Here is a 24,471-nt window from a genome sequence, read left to right as displayed (position 1 = left end):
TTATCTTCTTGTACTGCCATGGATACTCCTTAAAACACAAGATAATTTATAAGAATGATTTAACAACAATCTAAGCCTTAGCGTTTGTTCACGCAGCCTTTTGGATATTTCGCTGACAACTTTCCCGACCTCCGAGAGTAAAGTAAAAATGTTGCACCTTATTCACTTCTATTCTGCCAAGAACATTTCCAACGTGATTGATGAGAATATACCCCTTTATTGTCAGCTGCTAAATAATTGATAAACCATGTGAGAACGACTGATTCGGTAAAATAATTATGCTGGTTAGTCGCTTTGGGTATAAGGTCTGCTTGTTTAAAAAGTTCATTTTTTAATTTGATGTTGTAAAAAAGAAGACAAAACTATATTGAAAACCATACTGAATTGAGGATATAAAATAACTAAGCGGCAATGGCTATCCTTCTGATTTGACAATATATCGGTTCTAAACTATCATACCGCCCATAAATAGCTTATCAATCAAAGGGAGGTAAAAACATGGCAAAAATACTTGAGTTAAGCGACCAAATAAGAGAATGTATCGGTATTACAAAAGATTGTGCTAACACCTGTACAGAAACACAAACATACTGCCTGCAACTTGGCGGAAACCATGCAGAGCTAAATCATATGCGAATGTTACTTGATTGTACCGAGATGTGTAATACATGCTCAGATGTCATGATGAGAGGTTCTGATTACTACCAGAGCATCTGTTATACCTGTGCAGAAATTTGTGAATGGACTGCTGCCAGTTGTGATCAGTTTGAGGATATGAAAATGGGGATGTGTGCAGACACCTGTCGGCAATGTGCTAATGTATGTCGACAGATGAGTGGCAAAATGGGAGAGCGTTCTGCAGCATAGTAGCAACAAACTTCGAGTAGCTTTAAGACGTGCTGCACAAATTTATTAGGGCTGTCATCAGCGCCCTCTATTTCCAGTCAGGTTTATCCGTTCCGAAAGGTAACACCGGCTTAGAAAGCCCTAGAAATAAGGGCTTTCTAAGTTTTAGAGGCAATTACTGCTATTAATAGTAATGATGTATTTACTCCATACAGCTGAGTTCTTGTCAGACATATATAGGACAATCTGTACTAGATACCGCAGACATCAAAGGCTTTCCCTAGCCGCATAATCATAGCCGATTCTTCTCCCGAAATTTTCCCGATCCCTAAAAAACCTCCGCTGACACGCGCTATCTTATCGCAATGACCCATGATTTGTTCTTTTAAATACTTGAGTTGGGCGTCATCAAGCTCTTTACATAATCCGTGGACATAACTTATCCAGGCGTCGATTAGCTTCTTCGGAGGTTTATGTGTTAACCATGAGTCTATCAAATCCCGGTCTATCTGATTTTTCCTAAAAATATCATTATCCGCACATTCCAACACGGATTTCTTCTCCTTCTCATCAACTACACCATCTGCCCATGCAACTGCAACCAATGGAATAATTGATACCGAAGCCATAACTTGCGGATGAATATCCAACTGCACCAACCGTTCCAATATTGCATCATCGGTAATGCCTGACACTTGGGACAACGTTTCCTTAGTCTCTTTCATTTTTTCCATGAGTTTGAGGTTTTCAATCAGTTTCTGATCCTGATCATAAAAAAACAAATCTTCCAGGTTTTTACCCTGCTTGAACAAAAAGCTATCCTGATCCATAAAAAAAACACCTCCTAATATAACATAATACTTGTTGCCTTAAGTTTACAAATTATATCACGTTTGTAAACAGATGTGCCACAATCTGCTGATCAGTCACAGGCATTGAAAATGAATTCTGTTTCGATATGAAGAGTGTGCGCTGAACCGGCTCCACCCTAAATTTCTCAATCGAGAGAAAAAATCCCTAACTTGTAAAAAGATCAAATATATTACCAAGCAATCCTGATTCTGCCTTGTATAATTCTGTATATTTGCAATTATTACAAGTTACAGCCGTGAACTTCTTATTCTGGATATCAAAAAAGCGGGACATACCGCCGGTTGTTCTGATTTCATCGGTTTCATAGCCGGTGTTGCCGCATTTAGGGCATTTGTAGTTAATATTCACATTATTCATATTTTTCAATCTCCTAATCGAGTAATAATAGTAATGATAATATTAAATCATTCCGAAAGTCTACCCCCCTCAAACTCTTAATTATTTATATATATACGAACGAAACAAGCCCCCTTAGGGAACAAGGGGCTTGTTAGGGTGGGAAAACCTAGTGATATTTTATTTCATGAGCTTTCGGAGTGCCCATGAGAGTTTGCAAATACTCTTCTTTTTCAGTATTGCTGTCAAATACATAGATGTAATCCAGATTAGCGATATTCCCAGGAATCTTCAAATCTTTGAGCTCTTCAGTGGAAGTCAGGACAATCGTTTTCAAGCCGCGTTTTTTGGTGGCATTAAAGGCGATAACGTCAGTCAGGCTGTTGAGCCCGTCAATAATGACTGCTGGATAATGTCCATGTTTTCTCGCTTGTTCACTGAGCCTGGTCAGTTCTTCTTCAATCCGGTGCTGCTCATAATCCCGGTCAAGCCATTGGTTACGATCTTCCTTGATAACAGCGATATCATCGAACATCTCTATGGTTTGTTCCAGATGGGCGCTATCGCGTAGCGCTTTGCGCTCATACACTTTGCTTTGTTCCAGTATAGTTAAAACGATCTCTTCTCGCCTTGACCGCTCCAGAGAGACAGTTTCCCGGTGAGATCCCGGAGTTTTTATATTAAAAATCGGACCATTGATCCCCTGGTTTTTATGTTTCGTTTTTTCGTAGCGGAGAATATGGTAAGCAATATACTGTGCATATTCTTCCCAGTTGAACAGGTTTTCCGGATCGAGAAATTCTTTCATAACAGTGAACTGCTCAAGGTTCTTGGTAGTGAGGTACCGGTCAAGAAGCGCATTCATACTGCTGGGCGCGACTTTGTTTAAGCGCATCGGCATAAATTTAAACTCCAGACCACCGATTTTCAAGGGTTTTTTCATTGCTTTGACAGTTGCTTCTTTGCTACCCAGGATTTTTTCCAGTTTATTGATCTTTTTATCGAGTGCTTCCTGTCGGTGTGGGTCAGAAGAAAGTGCCCGGATATCTTTCCAGATAGAAAGCTCATAAAGAAGCATACCAGTCTTGTCAATCCGGTTTAAACTGAAAATGTTGCGCAAAAAGCTGAAATCATCCCGGGTATTAGACAGATCACTGATGGTCCGGCGAAGTTTTCGTGAGAGAGCAAAATCAGAGACACCGCTCAGAGATTGGGACAGATCTTGTTTGATCGTATAGAGATAAAGCAATTTGACAGTCGCACTGCTGATGGATTGCAGTGGGGCAAATCCGCTTGCTTCAATCCCGCCGGGCGTAAAGTTGCCCCGATTCTTTTTGTCTTCGGTAAGCGATCCTATATTGACTGCGTATTGTCCTTTGGCATCCCGCCGGTCCATTTCCCGGGTCACTAAATAGCTACGGAGTGCAGAGATATTATTGAAAAACAGGTTCTCCACGTGACCAACCAACTCAACCCAGATATCGATCAACCGATCGATTTTTTTCCGTTGACCTTTATCCGGGATACTCTTGTGCAATTCGGTTTTCAGTTCGTTGATCACCTCCGGGCTGAGTGTTTCCCGGAATACAGTAGGATTCGTTACCTGATCAGGCAGCATTTCTCCTTGATTTTTATAGCTTTTTCCTTGTATACCTGCAATTTTAAGCAAGGTATTAATAAATGGCCAAACCACATAATTGCCGGTGATATGTGTAGCTATGTTCGATAATCCTATTGCTGCCAGGAAAGTAAGGTTCATCCCGGACAGGAACCATTCCGGCTTGAACATGATCGAAACCTGAACTTCGGTTTTGTTGCTGAAAGCGTTCCACAACCCTTTGAACAGCACATTGAAAAACCGATGGTTCATCGCCGGCATGATAAAGGTCTTAATAATGACTGCCTGTTCCAATGCTTGTTTCCCGACTAGCTTTTTGATATCTTGCGGAGTCTTGTCCGGCCATGCAACCTGTGCCTGACGATAAAGTTTTTCCACGAGATGTTGATGATGAAGGTTCTGGGCCTCTCCAAGAATACGTTGCAAAAAATCACCCTGGACTGTTCCATCGTTATTGAAAGCGGCAAACCGGATATTATTTTTTTCCCAGTAATCAGCGACACTCAGGATCAGGTTCCGTACCGCTTGTTCTTCGGGTCCTTTGATCAAATAGTCCTGGTTAACCTGGTCAACACTTATTTCTCCTTTTTTAGAGAACGAGAAACTGAGGATCGAGTTTTTGTATTGTTCGGATGTCCCGACGAACTCGCCTTTACCGTTAGTCAGGTAGCTTGCACCGGCCATCAGAATATGGTCGAGGCCGCCCAGTGAATTAATGTAAAGAAGAGGCACTCCGTATTGTTCGCTGACAGTTCGGATCAGATCTTCCCGGGTGTCGGTGCGAGGATTTTCCAGTGTAAAGGCCATGTTCTCTATAATCGCTGTTCCAGGACGAAGGTTGCGAAAATTTTCCGGGTTCAGTTTATGAGGAATGAGGTATCCGACCTGTTCGGGCGAGGCTGAAGTATTGATCAGAATATCGGCTGCACTATTCAGCGTTCCTTCCAGCCTTTTATCCAGAATAATTCCACCCTGAGAATCCATGAGTTTGGCTGCGACTTTTTGGTTAGACTCCTGCCACATGTCTTCACAGATATAGACCCCGATCTTTTGCCCTCTCCAGAGAAACACATGTTTACGGTTATGATCCCCGGGCGAGAAGATATGTTTTTCATAAAAATATGAACTGGGATCATCAGCTAGCCGTTGTTTGTGAACCTGCATACCCAAACTTCCATCCCCTCGGAAACAGAATGCAGCATTGAACGGTTTGTCGTTACTGGCAATGGCTACAGGGATAATGCTGGCCATTCCAAAAGCATCATAATTATTCTCAAGCCGTCTGATAATCTCAGAGCAGGGCTCAAGGTTATGTCGTTCCAGTATCTGCTGCAAAGCAAAACTGAGCCGTTCCTGTTTTAGCGGTGGTTGCTTGGTTTCATCATGCCAGGAATCGGTTGCCAGATCTCCGGCATCAATGTCGTCGAGCGCTTTTGCGAATTCACTCATGATAGCCCGAGTATTATCGATATCGTATAATTGCAGTTGCTGACTAAGCCATGCGGTTATGTCTTCTTTAAAATAGTAACGTTGTTGTTTGTTGAGATTTTGTACAACGGACATTTGTTTTGCCAGGAATTGTGAATATTCGACGGAATCGAGCACTTGATAAGAAGAGACAATCAATTCCGGGAAAATAACGAGATTGGTGTTCCGCTCACGGGCTCCGGCCAGCGCCAGGCTGAGCTTAAGCAAATTGTCTTCAAAGGCACCGGCCTTGACGTTAACGGTTATCCCTTCGGCTTTGATCTCCTTTTTCTGTTGATCGTTGAAGGCAAGATGGCTGGTATAAAGAGAAACAATCCGGTTGAGGGTTCGTCTTTTTTCTTGGTTATCATCAATATTTTTCAGCATCCGGCTAGCGCCGTTACGGATCGTGGAATCAGTGCTTTTGAGCAGGTTAGTTAGGATCGCCAACTCAACTAGTTCTTCTCCCTGTCCTTTATAGTCACGTTTTCCGAACCGAAGAAACTCAAGAAGGTCTTTGGATAAAAGGATTTCTTTAGTTTCGCTGTTAATCAGCGTGGTAATATAGGTATTGGAATTTAAGCCGGCAGTACGAAAGAGTTTAAACGAATAATCTTTCAACTCTGGTATTTGTTCGATCAGCTTCGAATAAAAAGGAGTGCTGATAACACAATGGTCTGGATACAGTTTCGGGTCGGTATACCCGTCACTGGTCCTGTTATAAGTAAGTACCTGCCCGGGAAAAACAGCCCGCAAATGCTGAGTAGAAGCAATTGTGCTGTAGCTCCTGGATATTTCACTTACACTTCGCGCTATTACTCGTTCTTCTATTCCTGCAATAAATTTATTTCTCATAATTAATCCCTTCTTTCTATCTTTTTCAGTCTGGCTGCTCTTATTTCAGTTCGTTTGTTTCGGCACCTTACCCTTTAAGAAATAGTCTATATACGGCGTGATGCCGGAGATTGATTCACTTAACTTTTTCTTCCCTTCAGTCCAGGCATTGCTTATGGTGTGTGATACACTATTCGCTGCAGGCCCAAGGGTTTGAGAAATCTCTGAGCCCACTGACCGGACATTAGTTTTCAGCGATTCAAACCAACCATTGGCCGAAGATGTCGCGGATTGCTCCGATTGCGTTGAAGGAGCTGGGGTAGCTTCCACCTGAGGGGCGATCTCAAGCGGATCAACCTGTGTAATGGCAATGGGAGGATAGACCGGCGTTGCCATGTCCGGTGTGTTCTGTGGCTTTTCTTCAGTAACAGCTTGGATATTCTCAGAAGTAACAGTCGGCTCCGGTGCTTCTGCCTTAAGAGGCGCTAATCTGCTTGGAGCATAAGCAAAGCGGTTAAAATCGATCGAGTTTTTTTTAACTGTTTCGATAAAGTCATTTATATAGCCTTTCGGAGGAATATACAGCTCTTGCCCGGCGTAGATCAGGTTAGGGTTCGGTACGTGGAAGTTCCGGTTCAGACTGAGATTATAGTAATAAATACAAAGCCAGTACTGCCCGGCATCATTTTTTCTGGCTTCAGGGTAAGTTTTCAGATAATCTTCGGCAAAGCATCGGACCGCAATTCGGCTGAAAGAATTTAAGCTCGTATTATTCACGGTCATTGTGGTAGTGGGTTGCTGATATTTTTCGGCCAATTCCTGTAAAGCCGGATGGACTCCGGGTACCGCCGTGTACGAAACTGTTCCTGCCTGTACTGAATTGATCATGGTCATTGCTGTGCTCCTTTGCTACTTTTTTTATAAAGATTGCAGCAAAAAACGAGCCAAATGATCGTAACGCTTATATCTGTAGTATTTCATTCATGCATAGCTCATTTATCCGGGATCAGGAGGACCCGAAAAGATACATTTTTGTCTAGCATTGTCATTACTCGAACAAAAATGTAACAAATCAGACACTTATTTTCATAGAGACTTGGCGTGAGGTTGATAGCGGGCAAATATAATTTAAGGCATTAGGAAAAGAATTCAGGAATCGGGACTGGAATTCGTCTCATCCCAGGCAAAAAAGTACAGACTTTCTAATAAGAATTTATGCGTTAAGGATTTAATATCCCACCATATTTTTATATCCATAAGGATCATATGTAGCTTGTGACATATCAGCAGCGGCAGCTTCAAGGCCATTCCAGTGCTGGACCGGATATATGGTTAGTTTGAGGTCAGGAATGTATATTTTTGTAAGCTTATTGCTAATTTCAATTTTTTCATAGGCAAAATCTTTGAAAGCGGTTATGATACCGTTCGTATCTGAATTAAGGAATAAGGTTCCGCCGCCTTTTCTTGAAAGCAGCATTTCTTCAAGTATCTGCAGACCTGTTTTTCCTTCTATATTTGCTCTCAAATCGCTTAAAAAATCACCATCGGATATAACAACCAGATGTACCGGTTCATTATTATAATTATCATAAGCTTCTACCAAATCTTGAAAAGGAAATTCGGTACTTCCCTGTCTTGGATTGTAGTTAAGTAAGTATTTCATTATTTCGTTACGATTATCCGACATCCCGTCCATAGCAACGTAGTTCTGTTGAGTTTCATAGTTGCAGGCTCTCACTTGTTTGCTTGAATTTAGTGCAGATTCCACAGCAATTGTTCCTGCCAGGGTAAGTGGTGATAATTTTTTATTAGGATTAGTCATCGACCCTGACGCATCGGTATAAATAAGCAAATCAGGCGGTTCAATTGTTTCTTTAGTGTCGAGACCTTCCACATACTCACGTTGGAGGGTTGTATATCCGGGAATAATAATTCCTTGCTGCAAAGATAATGGCAAGTCCAGTCGTTCGATAGGATCTTGGGAAGGGTCCCATCCGGCAACTCCTTCCATGACTTCAGCACCATGCCAGCGTGGCACAGAAGGAAATTGCACAGCATACGGGCTAGCCAGGTCCAGATAGTACATGATTGTTGCTTCTATCGTATCATCAGCCAGGTTCATACGCCGCATCAGACCTTGATATTCCGGCAATTCCCGTACTGCCCCATATCCATTCTCCCCCTCCTGTTTTCGGCTCATACCTTCAGCGGCTTTCTTCGCTGCATCTTTAGCCACTGCCCCTGCAGAGGACTTTTTGTTGCCGGAAGACATATCGCTGTCGAGAGGCGAAGGATTACTATTCTCCTGAGGATCATAATATTTATTTATTATCTCTGCGGCTTCTTTGGCTTTTATAATATAATTACGAGGTTGACTGTCACGTATTATTTTGACCAGTAAAGCGGCATCGCATTCCAGCTCCGGCGAGATATCCGTGCTTTGAGCCTTGAACAGATCTTCCGAGAAAGTGAGGACCTCTTTTTTCCCTTCAGGTAAAATAGATTGCTGCCAGAGCAGTTCGCATGTCCGCATATAAAGTTGCCAGAACGGGCTTATATTCGATTTCTCATCGGTCATTTTTTCATAGAGCAGATGCATAGGCACCCCACGTTCGCTAAACAGCCGATCGTTAATAACCAGATCTTCGTAAACATTGGCAATATAAGCAGCCTTGTCCTGATCTTCGGTCACCTTATAAACAGAGTCAACAATCAGAATCAATGTTTTTAAATCATAGGGTATCCACTTATGATGCCCGATTTCATGGCCCATAAGCATGATCATATACACCTGAAAGCCAGCTTTTTCGATCGATATTGTGCCTGAGTTGACTTGTTCTGCAATTCCACCCAGCAGATTTCTCGTAACAGTAGTTTTTTTCGGATCTCTGTTGGTATCTATTTCATTCTCAATCCATTTTTTTATTTCATTCCAGTCATCTTGCGTAAACGGGCCGAAGGCTTTCTGGAATTTTTGAACATTAATATACGTATCTTTAGTCGGTATAGAGATACCACCGATCTCGTCCTGCATTTCCGGGTATTTCTTAAGGTCTTGCTCGGTCCTCAGAACTGTTGGCTGTCTAAGGCTGACATTTCCAAGCAGCGGGCCGGTCAGCCTCCAGAGTTTATTATATTCGTCTATAGAAAGAAGATTGCGGGATTGTTCATTCTTTATTGCTATTATTTTGTTATTCATTAAGTTCAAAACCTTTCAAATAGTACAAAAATTAAGTTCTGACAACACGAAAACCAATATGGTCGATACGAAAAAATGCACCACTGGAGCAACGGTACGTGGCGCGAAACTGGTTTTCTATCTTATGGAGCCAGGAAACACCGCGTACCACACGGTCCTTACCTGTACCCAGATTTACAGGGTCTTTACTACTGGCTGTTTTCCAAAAATCTAAATTCCAGGTATCGGAACACCACTGCAGTACATTTCCCCTCATCTTTAGACCATGAATATTTGCCTTTCCTTTATCCACACTATGAGTTATGCCACCGCTATTCCGGGCACTCCAGGATTCGTCGCCTTCCTCTTGAGCTGCATACTCCCATTCTGCTTCTGTAGGCAATCTGAATAAACGGGCATTAGGATGCCATATCGTGTATTTATTATAGTCTCCCGGACTCAAATCCTTAATTTCATTTTTTATAGTGGGACTGATATCATTTGCCAGCATCGACAACTTCTGGGCATATGCATTAGCTTCAACCCAATTGACTTGCTCAACCGGATGCCTGCCGGTATCCGTTATTCCAGCAGCAATGATTTTATCATTTGTTATTGTGAAGCCAGATGGATTGATCCCCATTACCTGCTCATACATCGCTTGGGTAACACACGTCTCACTTATACTGAATGGCAACAAGCTCACTATATGCGGTGGATTCTCGCTAAACTCGGCCGAACCGAGCGGTATATTATCGCCTCCGGGAAGCCTCACATATTTCATGCCGACACTGTCAGTAGTACTGTCAATATTATTCGTTACTGCTGCCGGGCTGGTCTTTTGAACAATTTTTTCTTTTATCAGTGAAGCTGTTGTTGTCTCTTCTGGTGTGATAGGCATTAGTCCCTTGCCGTCCAGCACCTGCCCATATATTTCATAGAACAAAAGCTTCATAGCCAGTAGTTCTTCCAGCCCTTCCGAGCCTTCCAGGTGGCCTTTTGCAAAATCTTCCATCGATTTATAAATTACTGCCAGCTTCTCGCCCGATCCAGGAAGTTCCTCTACTGCATCCTTCAGGTCCCAGTAGTTATCGTATCCTGAGGCCTGTTCATACTGTGCATCAGTAAAATATTCCGGCACGCTCTTCAGATCGCTTACTGTTTCCTGTTTGTTCGGGAACCTTGTATCATATTTTTCCATAGCCTGTTGCCACAAATACCGGCTTCGCTCCCAGGCATCATATTTATATATCAAATCAATCTTTTCAAAATGCGGCGATGGTGTAAACCGGTGCAAAGATGCCGGAATGATCACCGCAGCTATATCTTCGGTATCGCACTGCTCCTTACCCCTGAACCACGCCAGTGCTTTTGCATAATGCAGCACTGAACGCAGGAATCGGTCACTCACTGTTCCTTCGATCAAAGCACTCAATGTTGTTTTGGGGTCATCATGCCCCTTGCTGTTAAATACCGAGGAACTTTTTACTCCTGAGCCCGACAAGTTAGCCTTGTACCCGTGTTCCGGTTTAGATGCAGCATTCTCCGCAGCATTGAGCAGCGATAAGAAATAGTTCAGCCTGCGCTGTGCATCTTGCGATACCCCCAGCCCATCAATCTGTTTTCTTACAACACTGAGTTCATCAGCCTTGAAAATAGACTCTTCGGGAAACTGGGCGGTATTGTCAGGTGTGGTTATTCCTGTATATATATAATTGCGCGGATAGGCCATTACGGATATTTCAAATCTATCAAGCAGTGCATGTATCAATTCATAGGTCCCGCCACCGTTCTTATCATTCATCGTGGCAAATACTGCCCTGTCCTTAACATCCATGACCTCCCCAAACAACTCCACATATTTTTCTGCCAGCAAGCTCAAGATTGCTGACTGGGTCTTAGTTGGGATACGGTTAATTTCATCAATTATCAGGTCAGCTTGTTGATTGGTTATACGTTCGTGGAATATGGCCTTAACAATGCCTTTCTGGTACTCTGCCAGGTCCAGATTCCCGAACAGGTCACTTATTGTTAATTGCGGCTGTCCATGGACAACTTCTTTCTTGAGCTGGTCATATTCTCTGCCGGCTGCCAGCCCCATCATCATAGCCATACTGGTCTTACCTGTCCCCGGGTCCCCAAGTATCATTACCGATCCGTTAATCAGCTTGGTAAGGATATTGTAGAGAATAAACGCACTATAGCTTTCAGGATACAACATTATATTTTTTTCGGAATTTAAACTTATTTGTTTTGTCTCCTGGCCCTCTCGTGCGAATCCCATATCCGGCACCAGTCCGATTATCCGGTTCCGGGATATATAGCCATAGAGGCTTCTCGCCTTCACTGATAGCTGAATTGCAGAAAGTGCATTCGCATGAACACCTTCGTTCACTCCGAAGGCGCTCTCAGCGGGTGTCTTAATTGAAATTTCTTCCTGCATACTGATCAATTTAGTTGTGAAAATATTCATATTTTTTCCTTTTAAATAGATACCTATTAATATATCGCAGTTACTATCAATTATTTCTCTCAATTCTTATTTTGCCCCTGTGAATAAGTTGTTAAACATATCTACCCTTCTTGAACTTCGCGTTTTTGCGCTAACCGCGGTACTATCCCTAAATACCGACATCAGTTAAAACCTGAAAAACTGAGAAAATTAATAGACTTAGCATCACAAAGCATTCCTTTAGAAATTATTTCCTGCTTACAGCAAAAAATTATTTCAAAAGGAACTCTCAGGTTAATCGTTAGTTTGATAAACTATAAAGGTAAGGATACAATATTCAAAAAAAATAAAATGAAGGATTAAACATGGATCTTACACTTTCTACACCTGGACTTCTCTTCGCCTCAATTTCATTGCTACTTCTGGCGTACACTAACCGGTTCCTCGCGCTCGCAAGCCTTATTCGAAATCTCATTGCCAGCTACGAGACACATCCCAGAGATAGTATCCCGCCCCAGATCAGTAATCTTCGTATCAGGATCGTTATCATTCAGTATATGCAGGCACTTGGAATATTAAGCTTTTTTTTCTGTGTATTAAGCATGGCATTCCTGTTTTTTAACAATAACCTTTTCGGGCAAATGTCTTTTGGGATTTCACTCATCCTGCTGATGGCATCTTTGCTTCTCTCGTTCATAGAAATATCTCTTTCAGTCAGAGCATTGATTATCCAGATGGATGATATAACCTATCACATTCATTCAGGGAAATAGATATATGATTTCGGCGGAAAGAGGCGCGCTTTTCAAATTACTTAACCGGACGGCAGTGAACATTATTTATAGATATTTATGGATAAATAACGTTTGCAGTACCGCTCGAAATCTCAAAAGTGCTACGATTATCTTTATTTCCAAGCGCATCAATATATTCAAAGGGAGAATTCCCTCCCAGGGATTTAAGTATATTATTAAACTTTTCACCACCTTCATATTTGCCGACCAGTGTGAGCCCAAGAGATTGTGCCCTGCGCTTTGCCATCTCTAGAATAGCCGTCTCTGCTTCTGTCTGTCCTATTTCTCCGCTGACATAAGTGCGCTCTAAGAATAGAACAGGTTTTTCGGCTATTGTGTCAGAGAGAATACGAAAAATGGCGCGACCCTTTATTCTGCCATCATCCCCGCGAATAATAAGCGCACGGTTTTTGCCATCAGTTAAATAGGCAAGCAGACATTTACTAAGGTCAATATTCTTATATATGCTTTGGCAACTCCCATCCACCTCTACTCCGAGGAGCAACATATCTCCGTAGCTATCTGTATCTTCAACTGACCATTTTTGTCGGTCAGATTTGAAATCGCCAATGAGTTGCTTTGACAATCCTTGCAGATCAGCAAGAAATACTTCAGGTAATACCTGTTTTTTCTCAACTAACTGATTAATCTCGTTAATTATATTCCTCTTACTTTTTATATCTTCAGCTTTAAGTAGGGTTATCATCATTTCCTGTATTCTTAATCGCAATAATTGATTGCTGAGCACCGGCAATTCTTCCCTGGCTGCCGGCAACCTGGATTTCTGCTTTAATTCGGTCTGCTTATCTTCTATAGCTGTCTTGATATTTGATGATGTAGATTTATTACCAGATAAAAAGTCGTGAATATATGAATAATCTTTAGCTTCGAGATGCTTATCGGCAAGAATCTTCTGCCTTAAATATGAAGTAACATCCATGTCGTGAGATTCTTCGCTTTTCTCATTAGTTGCAACTTCTTCATAAGTAAGAGATGTACCTTTTTGCCAGTTGGCCTCTAACTCCTGATTGTTACCAAATACCTTATCCAGATGAATTCGCACAGTATTATATCTGAACTCAGAATAAGTTCCTTCCAGCACCGCAGTTAGAAATTTAGAGAATAAATTTTTTGCCTGATAGCTAACCGTGCAGACTTTTGCTCCAAAATGGAAAATGCCATCACGATCACGGAGTGAGAAAACGTTTTTCAGAAGTTTATTCCAGAGATTAGCTACCTGAGCAACTCCAAAATCATTTTCAACTAGCTGCTTTAGTTGCTTTTCAAAATCCGTTGAAGCTTGTTTTTTTAATAAGTCATCTGTTTTTCCCAAATTGATGAACATTGACACAATAGATAATTGTTTGATCAGTATTTCAACAACTTTTTTTATCGTAGGTTCATCGGTATTATCGGGATCCTCTATGTATTTACACCTTGAGCAAGCCAGGGAGATAAGTCGTTGTTTGTCGGAATCGGATAAAGAGGATTCCTTCAAGGTCATTAAGGAATTATATAAGCGCATCCGATCATTCTGGCTGATATTCTTTCTAGTTGTTGTAATGACTTTATCCATAATAAATATACTGTTATTATCGAATGAATTACCATTCAAACTCTCACATAGCAATTTCCCGATAATAATGTTGCCTGACTGAGTAAATTTCAACTTGGAGGTATCAATATTCTCGTTCAGCCATTCACTGATTTTTTGGTTGGAATTATGTTTAAAAAAGAAATCGAGAAATATATCTGCTATCTTTACTTTTAGGACAGGGTCCCGCAAATCAAATATTGCCTTAATAATAGGTATAGATGCGTTGATTTCCTCTATAGGTAATTTTGCCAGTTTACTACTAATTGAGATTTTAGCAAGTAATGTAAGCATTTGAATTTGCAATTCCGGATTCCGTAATTTTTGAATAAAGGATTTTAGTTCATTATATTCTTCAGGAATTAGTTTCAAATCATTTTCGAGAGTTTCATTTTTCATTATAATTTGAAGTTCAGGATAAGCTTTTATTGACCGTCCATATAAATCATTTTCATTATTATCTTCATTATTTTTTTTAAAATTCATGTCATTAATAATATCATTAATGTATAAATGAATTAGCTCACTAAAATTATAATTTTCTCTATATTTTATGGAATCAATATTCTGGTTAATAGAAGTCAGGAAAATGTTAAGTAATGGTTCCTGGTCAGTTAGCCGATAATCTTTAATATATTTGGATGTCAATTCTCCATTCTGAGTTGCTGCGATCTTAGCAATTTCAGCAAATTCAACCGGATTATGCTCTAACGATTCATTATAATAGCCAGAGTGATATTGTGATTCACGTCTGATACTACAATAGTTTTGTATATATTTTGATAGACATTCCCCATCCTTTGCAGCTTCAATTTTTGCAATTTCAATTAGAGAATCTGCATCCTCAATCCCATATTCCTGAATACGTTCCGATATTCTATCATCGGATTTTGCAGCAATTTTTGCAATTTCAACCAAAGCCTTTTGATCTGTTATTTTATAATTTTTAATATGCACTGTTGTGTACCAGCCACTATGAGCAGCAGCAATCTTGGCAATGGCAATTCGGTCCTTCTCCTCAACTATTCCAAAATTCCCAATTCTATCTGAAAACTGTGAATCGTTAGCTACAGCAATTTTTGCAATTTCAACAAGAATCTTTTGATCCTCTATTCCATAGTTTTTTATATATTCCGATACTGCCCAGCCGTTCTTCGTAACGGCTATCATTGCAATTTCAGCAAGAGCCTTTTGATCTGTAATTCCATATTTTTTAATATCTAATGATATTCGCCAGGAATCTTTGGCAGCAAGGATTTTAGCTTCAGATATTTTATCCTGAATGAGCTTTTCTGGATTTATCGCTATGATTTTGTTATTTAACATTCTGATTCCTCCGAATCTCACTGATCTATTTAAAATTTTACCCAGGTATTTTTAATTACAAACATAATCTATGTGCATAACTGCAATAATCTTTGAAGGAATATTCAGAGATATATCGATTTTTGAAATCAAATATATTCCTGGAGAAAGGCACCGGCAGGGCACAAGAGTATTCAGGCTAACACCTTGTTATTTACCATTTATTGATATCGTCTTGAAGTCGACACTTTTAGTGTGTTTTGTCGGGTTCCAGGTTTTGTTCGTGAAGGTTAAAAGCGCCCAGAAAAACAAAGGAATATACGATAAGTTAAAAACAACCATACTCATATAACTTTTTATAATATTTATTTTTTTTTCTGAATCTGTGGAAATAGCAAAACCAATATAAGCAAACTGAAATAACAGAATAAACAGCCATACATGCCAATGAAAAACAAGTCCAAACCAATGTGATTTAAAGAAAAATGATGCCAACAATAGCGCCGAAGTTACAGTATTGAGTATAATTTTACCGGGATTAACCAGGTAGACCGCGCCGTCAAAAGACAGGAAGTCCAACTTACTTATGGCCCTCCATAGTAGTTTATGTGTATACCGGAAATTAACATCCCAGTGACCTCGCACCCATCGAAGGCGTTGGGAAACCGATGCCCGGAAACTTTCCGGCTTTTCGTCAAAAACCCTGGCAGTATGGCACCATTTTGCCGGGACCCCTTCCAATAAGCATTGCATGGTAAATTCAAGGTCTTCAGTCAGAGAACGTACCGTCCATCCTATTTTGACAAGCAGTTTTGTCTCTACACAGAAACCGGTTCCGCCAATGGCGTTACCCAGCCCTAGTTTGGATTTGGCCAATTGCCAGGAACGGTTCATATAATAATAGCTCGTCGCATAAGACAATGTAATCCAGTTGTCATCGGGGTTCTTAGTATCAAGATAACACTGTATCAATCTGTCGCCGTTTAAGAGGTGATTATTCATTTCCCGTAAATAATTAAGAGTAACGAGATTATCCGCGTCAAAGAATGCTACAGCATCGAATTGGGCCAAGCTCTCGCCGTAGTGGGTTACGGCATATTTGATAGCATGAGGTTTTCCTTTTGGTTCTCCCGGGATATAGGTGTGTTCAATGACAGTAGCTCCTGACTTTCTTGCTATATCAGCGGTGGTGTCATTGCAATTATCAGCGATAACGCATATTTGATAGAGCGTTTTGGGATAGTCCAGGTTATTGAGGTTTTCCAGCAATTGTGCGATAACTCGCTCCTCATTGTGAGCGGGCACAAGAAGTAGAAACCTATTGTAAGGTTCATATGTTTTTTGTTTAAGCGGTTTGCCAAAACCAAAAAGACTGATAAACAGCCAGTATATCCAAAAGAAAAAAAGCAGGTATTGCAGACTTATTAAAAAAACTGAAACAACATATTTGAGCTCCATAGCTTTTCTACCTTTTTTTGTTCCTGCCTGGTTCGAGGTATATTACTTTCTTAAGGAAAAGTAAACTCCGATTAACTATCATTACCCAGTGAGTCCCCGGAATAATCTTCATTTCCGGCAGCAAATATTATCCCGATAAGCATCCAGAACATAAATATTATCCGGGCATCATAAAGCACATGGTCAACCAGCCCGTGGAATAACAGTCCTGACAATGCAGCTGTTGAGGTATACGAGAGCCTTCTATAATATTGATCAATCGCATTGCGTGCTGTTACAAGCCCGGCTTTACATGTTACCGCTACATTGAACAGAAACATGAGTAAACCCCAGATACCTGTTTCCACGGCAATGTTAAGGAACACATTATGAGCATGGACAAAGTTAACAGTTGTTGCTGAATAACCTGGATAAATCTGATTAAACGTGCCATATCCGGTACCGATAAGCCAACTATCCTTGAACATCCTCAGGGATGCAGACCAGATAATGAACCTGTAAGCGTTAGCAGTATCGCTTATATTTGCTATGCTTTTGATCCTTTCCATTACCTCAACCGGCAAAAAAACCAGGAGCATTGCCCCTAACGTCAATATGACAGGAATCAACTTCCTTTCTTCATAATAAAGTATGATGAAACAAGCCAGGGCTAAACCAAGCCAGCCTCCTCTGGAAAAAGTTGCGAGAAGGCACATGACATTTATCAAGGTGGCTACGGCAACAATGCGTTTTTTCCACGCAGTACCGCACTGCAAAAATAGTCCGGTACCGATACTGCAGGCGATAACCAGATATTCAGCCAGAATATTTGGGTTATCAAGAGTTGAATATACTCTGACTCTCAGGTGCGCGTTGGTACTGCGATCTGCCCATAACCATAATTGCGGTGACATCTCAAGTGTAAAGTATTGATATATACCTATAAGCGATACTACTGTAGCAGACAACAGAAAGCAGAGTAATAATATGTTCAGCTTTGTTTTATCAAAGCTTTTAGCGATAATGAACATAATCATCACTGCGCTGACATAATAATAGAAACTTTTAAAGCTGGAAATCAACGGAAACGCAATTATCGAAGCTATCAAAACAATAAAAAGAAATAAGAGCACACCATAATCTATTCCGGATATTTTTAGACGCTTTTCTTTGAGAAGGAATGCCGCAAAAGTAAAAAGGGTCAGCACATAGACATTTCGAAAGTTAGCAAAGGGCAAAGCGATCATAGAACAATATATTCCCAGTTCCGGCTTGCGGAGTTGAATTACTGCTACAGCCAGAATTAGAAAAACTACATTACAATCCCTGACTGGCAATATATCCGTATGATAAAGCGCTCCAAATAACAGGCTTAGGACCAGCAAAGCGGTTATAGTTATTTTCTTTTTCAAAATAGCTCCTTTTAGGAAACAAAGACGATACTTTTAAAATAAAATCGATAGTGCTATAGTGCCCCACAAATATATAGCAAAATATTTTAGGAGCAATGGCTATTTTCCCAAAAATCACAACTATCATCGCAACCTGCAATAGGCCTGCCTTCATTAAACTGGCAGTAGACAGTATTATTGATCAGAACTATTACAATACGGAGATAATCGTGGTTGATGACGGGTCTAGCCCACCGGCGAGCCAAGTCCTCAGTGATTATATTGATAAAGGTATTATTCACTATATATTTCAGGATAATAAAGGACGCTCCGCGGCACGTAATGCCGGCTTGAATAGAACAACCGGGGATTATGTAACTTTTCTTGATGATGATGATGAATTATTAAATAATTATTATCAGGAGCTAGTCACCGTTATGGAAAGCAATAAGGCCTTAAAATTAGCCTTTTGTAACTGTTATAAGGAAAAAACCGGTTCTTTTCAACAATACATAAATGATGAATTTAAAGATGATAATATTTTTGTCAGACAGATCTACAGTCATATGATTCCAATAATGTGCATAATGTTCAGGAAGGAAGCCGTCATAAATTGTTATTTTAATGAGGAGCTGGATTTTTGTGAAGATTATGATTTTATCATGAAAATTATGCGCAAAGATAATGTATCCTTTATCAATCAGCCTTTAGCCGTTTATCATTTGCATGCGGATAACTCCGTTAATAACGGGTCTTTTGAGATCAATCTGGCCAACTTGCAAGTTATGACAGAGCTCTTCAAAAGACACCAGAATGACAGGTATCTTCGCAACCATATTCTAACGGCTTACCGCAGATATTTTAAAAAAGCATTGCAACATTACATCAAAAAGCGTAATAGACAATATTTAATAAAATTATTCCGGTTTGATACTGTTCAGGGACTGACAGCCACTCCATTATATTGGGTGCTTCACCAGCTCAGGCTCATTATCCTTCGTACTCACGTGTACCGTTTGAGCTTATCGCAAGCTGCCAGCGAACTTATAACTCAAAAAAAACATGAAAATTTATCTCTATGGGGTATACTGGTATAACCATTTTGAAATAGGAGTGGCCAAAGCCTTAAAAAAAGCCGGTTGCACAGTTAAATTCGTTTGCAAATCAGAGCTAAAGCACCGGTTTGGTTATTACTATTACGCAATGTTTAATAAAAGGTTTAAAAAGAGGCAGGATGTTTTCCTGGCATCACTGGAAGAATTTATATTACAAGATATCACAAGTTTCCAACCGGACTTTTTACTGGTTTTTGGCGGGCAAAACCTGAGAAGGTCATGTTTTCAGTCCGTCAAAGAAAAACTTCGAATCCCTATCATCGCCTGGTATGTTGATAACCCCTTTCATTTTCCCGAAGTTAAAGATAGCCTGGACCTGCCAGATCAGATCATCACACATGACAGAGCAATTAGGGATGACATCCTCAAGTACAACAATAATGTGACCTATTTGCCCAACTGCACAGATCCTGAGCTGTTTATACAGACAAAGAATTCCAGGCTCAGATTTGGCAATATCTCGTTTATCGGACATTCCTATGGCGGTCATTCGAAAACCGGGCTCAAAAGAGCGAGCGCAATAAACACGGTCGCAGATCATGGCGTAGTAGTCTACGGGGACAGAAACTGGAAAAACACATATACATATTTTACTGGACTACGAGGTAGATGTATTGATAGAATACTCACCCCGCAAGAGTGTGCTTACATTTATTATAATTCCAAAATAAATCTTAATATCAACCATATCCAGAATATAGATTCTGTTACTCAGCGAACTTTTGATATCCCTGTTGCCGGGGGGTTTCAGATTGTGGAATACGCTCCATGCATTGAAGAGCTCTTCCACAAACAGGACATAGTGTCTTTCAAAACATTAGATGATTTATGGCATAAAACCTTATTCTACCTGAAACATGAAACACTCCGAAGCGATATCGTTCAAAGGAGCGCCGCACATATTCTTCAGCATCATACTTTTGATAATCGTGTCCAAAAGCTTCTAAGAATCATCTAAAGCAGCACTTATACATCAGTTGATTCCATCTATGATTAATTTCTCCAGAAGTCTGCCTAAACATCCCGGCAAAGCATCTATATTGCGTTCCTGAACATAGTGTTTGTAATGTTTTTCTACTGACTGTATTCCTTCTCCTATGCCTATACCTATAACCGTTATGCCTTCTTTGGCTGCTTCTTTCTGCAATTGTTCCAAAGATTTGCCGCCTGAAATATTTCCCTCGCCATCTGTCAGCACTATAACGATGTTTTCATCAGCTGTCCCTACTGTCCTTATTGTCTCTATTCCAGTAGCAAGCCCTTCACTATCATTACTGCCACCCCCATTGTAATAATAGGATTCCACATCACTTATAAACCGGTTCTTCGCCTTTAGATCTTCATGCTCTTCATCAAATTCTTTATGTACAACTGCTCTATCAGAAAATCCAACCACGGAATACTTTATTCCCAGCTCTCCCAGAACATGCATAAATATTGCCATCATCTCCATTACGCTTTCCTTATGTCCATCCATACTTCCCGACTCATCCAATACAAATGCGAACCTGTAATCCCTCTTCTCCGGCATTGTTTTCTTTTTAAATATCTTTAAAAATGTTCCCTGCGAAGTGTAATATCTCAACAAATGCTTTGACGATATCTTACTCCCGCTCATATGAGGAAACGTATAACTGGGGCTATCATTCATTACAAAAACTGATTCCAGTCTGCCCAGAATATCATTTGCCAGTGAAGACACTCTGCGAAAATATTTCGTGAATGGGTTATTTATATCATTTATTTCAGTAATCTTTCTTCGGTTCCGGGCACTTTTGAGCATATCTTCAACTGTCATTTTTTTGTCTGCGCTGCTAACCGGTTCACTATCCTGACTTAGCTTATCAAGGTCAGCCATCTTCTTATCCATATAGCTCTTATCAGGCCTGTCAAACATACCCTCTAATTTACCAGACTCGCTTTTTGCAATTTTTTCTATCTTGTTGTCTACAATTCTTTTTAGAATATCCCGAGCTTCTTTGCCCAGGTCCTGTCCTTGCCCGGATGCCATATCATTTAATTCTTTCTTAACATCATCAGGCAACTTGTCATATTCCTCCGGGGTTATACTCAGTGGATTTCCAGATGACGGTTGTCCCTTACCGTATTTGCCGTCAAGGTTGTCTTTCTTAAACTGCTCGATTGCATCTTCGTTATCCTGCTTTACCAGGTTCAGATATTCTTCAAGGATTTTCTCTTTAATAATTTGCAGCTCTTTTGCACCATACTGCCTCTTTACCTTTTCAGAAGGCTCAAATTCGGTTGGGCGGGCTTCCCACGCTTCTTTTATTGCAGGTAATACTTTAGAAATACAATCAGAAACACGTTTATCGACATAATCCGGCGCATCATACATAGCACTGCAATTTTCCTTGGATACCAGCCAACAATTCAATACTTCACTATTAAACTGCTGAAATAAAGGCATGAACTTCGCTGCTTCAACTTCTCCTGGGGTCTGCGGTCCTGCATATATCCTTGCGTGCCTTTTCGACAGATAATCCTTTGCTCCTGCGAACCTGTCTATCTGCCTGAGATTAACCCTGCCATCTTCTATGACATTAAAGAGTAAGTGTTTAATTTTATCCTCATAAAACTCCATATCAAAACATCTCGTAAGCTCTGAATGTCCGCCCTCGTGAAAAATAATTCCCAGTAATTCGTCATCAGAATGTTTAATAAAGTCGTCTTTATTAAGTTCTATTACATTTCGCTCAGGATAATGACAATTCTGTTCACCTATCTCTAATTGAACGGTATTATGACCAGATAGTTTAGCCAGATATACAAGTTTTGAATTTAGCTGCTTTAGCCTTTCCACCTCTGCTTCCGCCTGCGCCTTATCCATCTGGGTATCTGATAGGAACATGCTTATCTTCCCATAATCGACCTCTGACATTTTTATTGTATTTTCCGGCTGAACCATATTTGTTCTTCGAATACTTTTTGGTAACGGAACATTTCCCGGAGAAACTACCTCATTCATCTCACCTTGCACAGACTCTGTTGCCGTAATATTTAGTGGAATAATATCTATCTTATGTCCGGCAGAATTAACAACTCCCAACTCTTTTCTTATAATAGTCCTGACTTCTTCATCCGGCATATCATCCTCTACCCAGATACGGCGGTACCGGTTGATAAATGCCGGTGAGAGCTTCTTGCGTCCTGCATAACTCGCAGGGTTCATCGCTACTATCAACCGGAACTTATCATGCGGTACCAACACTCTGCGCTGCCCATTCTCCGTGACCACAATATTCCGGTCATCATCCAGCAGCGAAAATATCCGGTCCAGTATCTCAGGTTTGCCCAGATTTACTTCATCCAGAAATAACCATTCGCCTTTTAGCATAGCCTGTAGCAATATCCCCTCGACAAACCTCACACTCCCATCTTCCATATGCCGGTATGTACCTATCAGATCATCCACATCCAAATTCTCATTTATCGTAAACCTATCCAGTTTATTTCCGCTCAGCCTTGCCAGATACCCTACAATACTGCTCTTAGCTGCCGCGGTCAGTCCTTCCAGCATCACTGCCTCGCTTCTTATCAGCGAATCAAGTATCTTCTTCCCGTATTTACACGTTGTCGGCACGCCCTCCAGCGCTGCCCACTCGCCTGGGATGTTCCTGCCATCTCCCTGTATCCCGGGATGCCCGGCTATCAGTTCTCTTAGCCCGGCTTCGGTCACTATACCTTCTTCCGGTTTCTCGATTCCCTTCCCGAACTGCGCTCTCACCTGTTCCCAGAACTGCTTCCGGTCGGTTTCGCTCTTTAACCCATCAGCGTACGCTTCCTGCAAGGCAAGTCCCATCGAGTCATTCTCACTAGCTCCGCTACTCACATATTCCTCATACCTTCCGGCACATCTCAGTGCATCCCGGATTGTAAACGCATACGCTTCCCGGTTGTCCTGACCCAACTCCCGGGCACGTGCCAGCTCTCCCAGCTTGTACTGGAACTTACCCAGATTGATTGCCATATCACCAGGCAGCTCATATCTGCCCTGTACTACCGCCGAGATATCTTCTGCGCTCATATCAGGGACATTTATCGTTACAAACCGGTTCATTATCGCATCATCCAGTTTGTTCCTCCCGGCATCGCTGTGATAGTTCATCGTCCCAAACATTCGGAACCCTGCCCCGATCGCTATCTCACTATCTCCGGCTCTCTCGTACACGTTCAGCCGGCCTTCATCATCCGTCAACTGGTTGAGTCTGCCAAGCACCGCTGCCGGTGCCAGATTAAGTTCATCCAGCACCAGGATATGGCCTTTCTTCGCTGCGTCTACCAGTATCCCGTCTATCCACTCAAAATACATTTTTACCGAAGGCTCGTCTCCCTCAGCTACTTTATCCATATCTACTCTCGGTACCGGTTTGACCCCTCCGATCAGGTCCATACTATCTGTCTGCCGGGACAGGTTTATTCTCCGGTACTGCTCTTCCCTGCCGGTGAGTTCACAATACCATTTAATGGCTGCGGTCTTACCTTCACCGCTATTACCCACGAACAGTCCGGGTTTCCCAAGTTGGTCCAGGTCCGATATGGCTTTGAGCCGTTCAAGTGACTGGTCTGTCACCACAAACGGCAGAGCCTTAACCGGGTCAGAGGACTCTGCCAGTTTATGCGCCATCTCTGTTCCCAGTAATATTTCATGATAATCATCGATTATGAGCTTGTTGCCGGATATTTTTATCCGGGCATGCAGCTGTTTCGCTGCTGATTCCAGCACCTCAGCCGCTGACGTTTCATACAGCTTATCTGCTGCTTCGAATGATACCTTATCCAGAACTCCCTCAAATCCCAATTTCTCAACCAATTGAGTGTATTCTTCCATCGTACTGGCTCTATTCAGTAAACTGGTAGCCATACCCGCATCAGTTATTGTGAGCTTATCATCTAACACCAAGTTTTTTCCCACCTGTATTGAATGCCAATCGCCTGCTCGTATTTGCGCTTTCAACTCCTCCTCTATATTCTTGACATCTAACCTGCCATCTAACACTAACTTAACTCCCGCATTTATTGCCTCCCACTTCCCTGCTGCTATTTTAGCTTTTAGCTTTTCCAACAGCTCTGGAACATCTAATTTACCACCTAACAACATAAATCCCTCAGTTATAGCGTCAGCACATCCTGCTGATATTTTAATTTTTAGCTCGCCAAATATTTCTCCTCGAGTGTCCTTCCCAGCTAACACCAACTTAACTCCCGCATTT

At 41.2% G+C, this 24,471-nt stretch carries 14 protein-coding genes; 4 read left to right on the top strand and 10 right to left on the bottom strand.

Annotation, left to right across the window (positions count from 1 at the left end; genetic code table 11):
- Window positions 1–498: 498 nt before the first annotated feature.
- Window positions 499–867, top strand: coding sequence for a four-helix bundle copper-binding protein (locus tag DKM50_00830; GenBank protein ID PZM83960.1), 369 nt, complete (start codon window positions 499–501; stop codon window positions 865–867).
- Between the two features lie 230 nt (window positions 868–1,097).
- Here the strand turns inward: DKM50_00830 and DKM50_00825 are convergent, their stop codons facing one another.
- The 6 genes from DKM50_00825 to DKM50_00800 form a co-directional block, all read right to left on the bottom strand.
- Window positions 1,098–1,676, bottom strand: a complete 579-nt coding sequence (locus tag DKM50_00825) for a hypothetical protein (GenBank protein PZM83959.1) — start codon at window positions 1,674–1,676, stop codon at window positions 1,098–1,100.
- Window positions 1,677–1,863: 187 nt separating this feature from the next.
- Window positions 1,864–2,076, bottom strand: a complete 213-nt coding sequence (locus DKM50_00820; GenBank protein PZM83958.1) for a GTP-binding protein — start codon at window positions 2,074–2,076, stop codon at window positions 1,864–1,866.
- A gap of 148 nt (window positions 2,077–2,224) precedes the next feature.
- On the bottom strand, window positions 2,225–5,995 hold the full coding sequence (locus DKM50_00815) for a hypothetical protein (GenBank protein ID PZM83957.1): 3,771 nt from the start codon (window positions 5,993–5,995) through the stop codon (window positions 2,225–2,227).
- Between the two features lie 45 nt (window positions 5,996–6,040).
- Window positions 6,041–6,868, bottom strand: coding sequence for a hypothetical protein (locus DKM50_00810; GenBank protein PZM83956.1), 828 nt, complete (start codon window positions 6,866–6,868; stop codon window positions 6,041–6,043).
- A 334-nt stretch (window positions 6,869–7,202) separates the two neighbouring features.
- Window positions 7,203–9,173, bottom strand: a complete 1,971-nt coding sequence (locus DKM50_00805) for a hypothetical protein (protein ID PZM83955.1) — start codon at window positions 9,171–9,173, stop codon at window positions 7,203–7,205.
- Window positions 9,174–9,204: 31 nt separating this feature from the next.
- Window positions 9,205–11,688 carry a hypothetical protein gene (locus tag DKM50_00800; GenBank protein PZM83954.1) on the bottom strand — a complete coding sequence of 828 codons (2,484 nt, stop codon included), beginning with the start codon at window positions 11,686–11,688 and terminating at the stop codon, window positions 9,205–9,207.
- Between the two features lie 281 nt (window positions 11,689–11,969).
- On the opposite strand from DKM50_00800, the gene DKM50_00795 reads away from it, so the two are divergent.
- On the top strand, window positions 11,970–12,377 hold the full coding sequence (locus tag DKM50_00795; protein ID PZM83953.1) for a DUF2721 domain-containing protein: 408 nt from the start codon (window positions 11,970–11,972) through the stop codon (window positions 12,375–12,377).
- Between the two features lie 76 nt (window positions 12,378–12,453).
- Here DKM50_00795 and DKM50_00790 read toward each other — a convergent pair whose 3' ends face one another.
- The 3 genes from DKM50_00790 to DKM50_00780 form a co-directional block, all read right to left on the bottom strand.
- Entirely contained in the window at window positions 12,454–15,318 is a 2,865-nt protein-coding gene (locus tag DKM50_00790; protein PZM83952.1) for a hypothetical protein, read from the bottom strand.
- Between the two features lie 189 nt (window positions 15,319–15,507).
- Window positions 15,508–16,755, bottom strand: coding sequence for a glycosyl transferase family 2 (locus tag DKM50_00785; GenBank protein ID PZM83951.1), 1,248 nt, complete (start codon window positions 16,753–16,755; stop codon window positions 15,508–15,510).
- 71 nt (window positions 16,756–16,826) lie between these two features.
- On the bottom strand, window positions 16,827–18,146 hold the full coding sequence (locus DKM50_00780; protein PZM83950.1) for a hypothetical protein: 1,320 nt from the start codon (window positions 18,144–18,146) through the stop codon (window positions 16,827–16,829).
- A gap of 95 nt (window positions 18,147–18,241) precedes the next feature.
- Between DKM50_00780 and DKM50_00775 the strand changes: the two genes are divergently transcribed.
- On the top strand, window positions 18,242–19,222 hold the full coding sequence (locus DKM50_00775) for a hypothetical protein (protein PZM83949.1): 981 nt from the start codon (window positions 18,242–18,244) through the stop codon (window positions 19,220–19,222).
- The gene (locus DKM50_00770) at window positions 19,188–20,198 is read left to right on the top strand and encodes a hypothetical protein (protein ID PZM83948.1); all 1,011 of its coding nucleotides are present in this window, start codon (window positions 19,188–19,190) and stop codon (window positions 20,196–20,198) included. Before DKM50_00775 ends, DKM50_00770 begins: the two co-directional genes overlap by 35 nt.
- 15 nt (window positions 20,199–20,213) lie before the next feature.
- Here DKM50_00770 and DKM50_00765 read toward each other — a convergent pair.
- The coding region (locus tag DKM50_00765; protein ID PZM83947.1) for a hypothetical protein at window positions 20,214–24,471 on the bottom strand (4,258 nt) is incomplete at its 5' end.

This window comes from Candidatus Margulisiibacteriota bacterium, assembly GCA_003242895.1.
GTDB lineage: Bacteria > Margulisbacteria > Riflemargulisbacteria > GWF2-39-127 > GWF2-39-127 > GWF2-39-127.
Note: the sequence above shows the minus strand (reverse complement) of the source record. Positions and strands in the feature narration are given on the sequence as shown.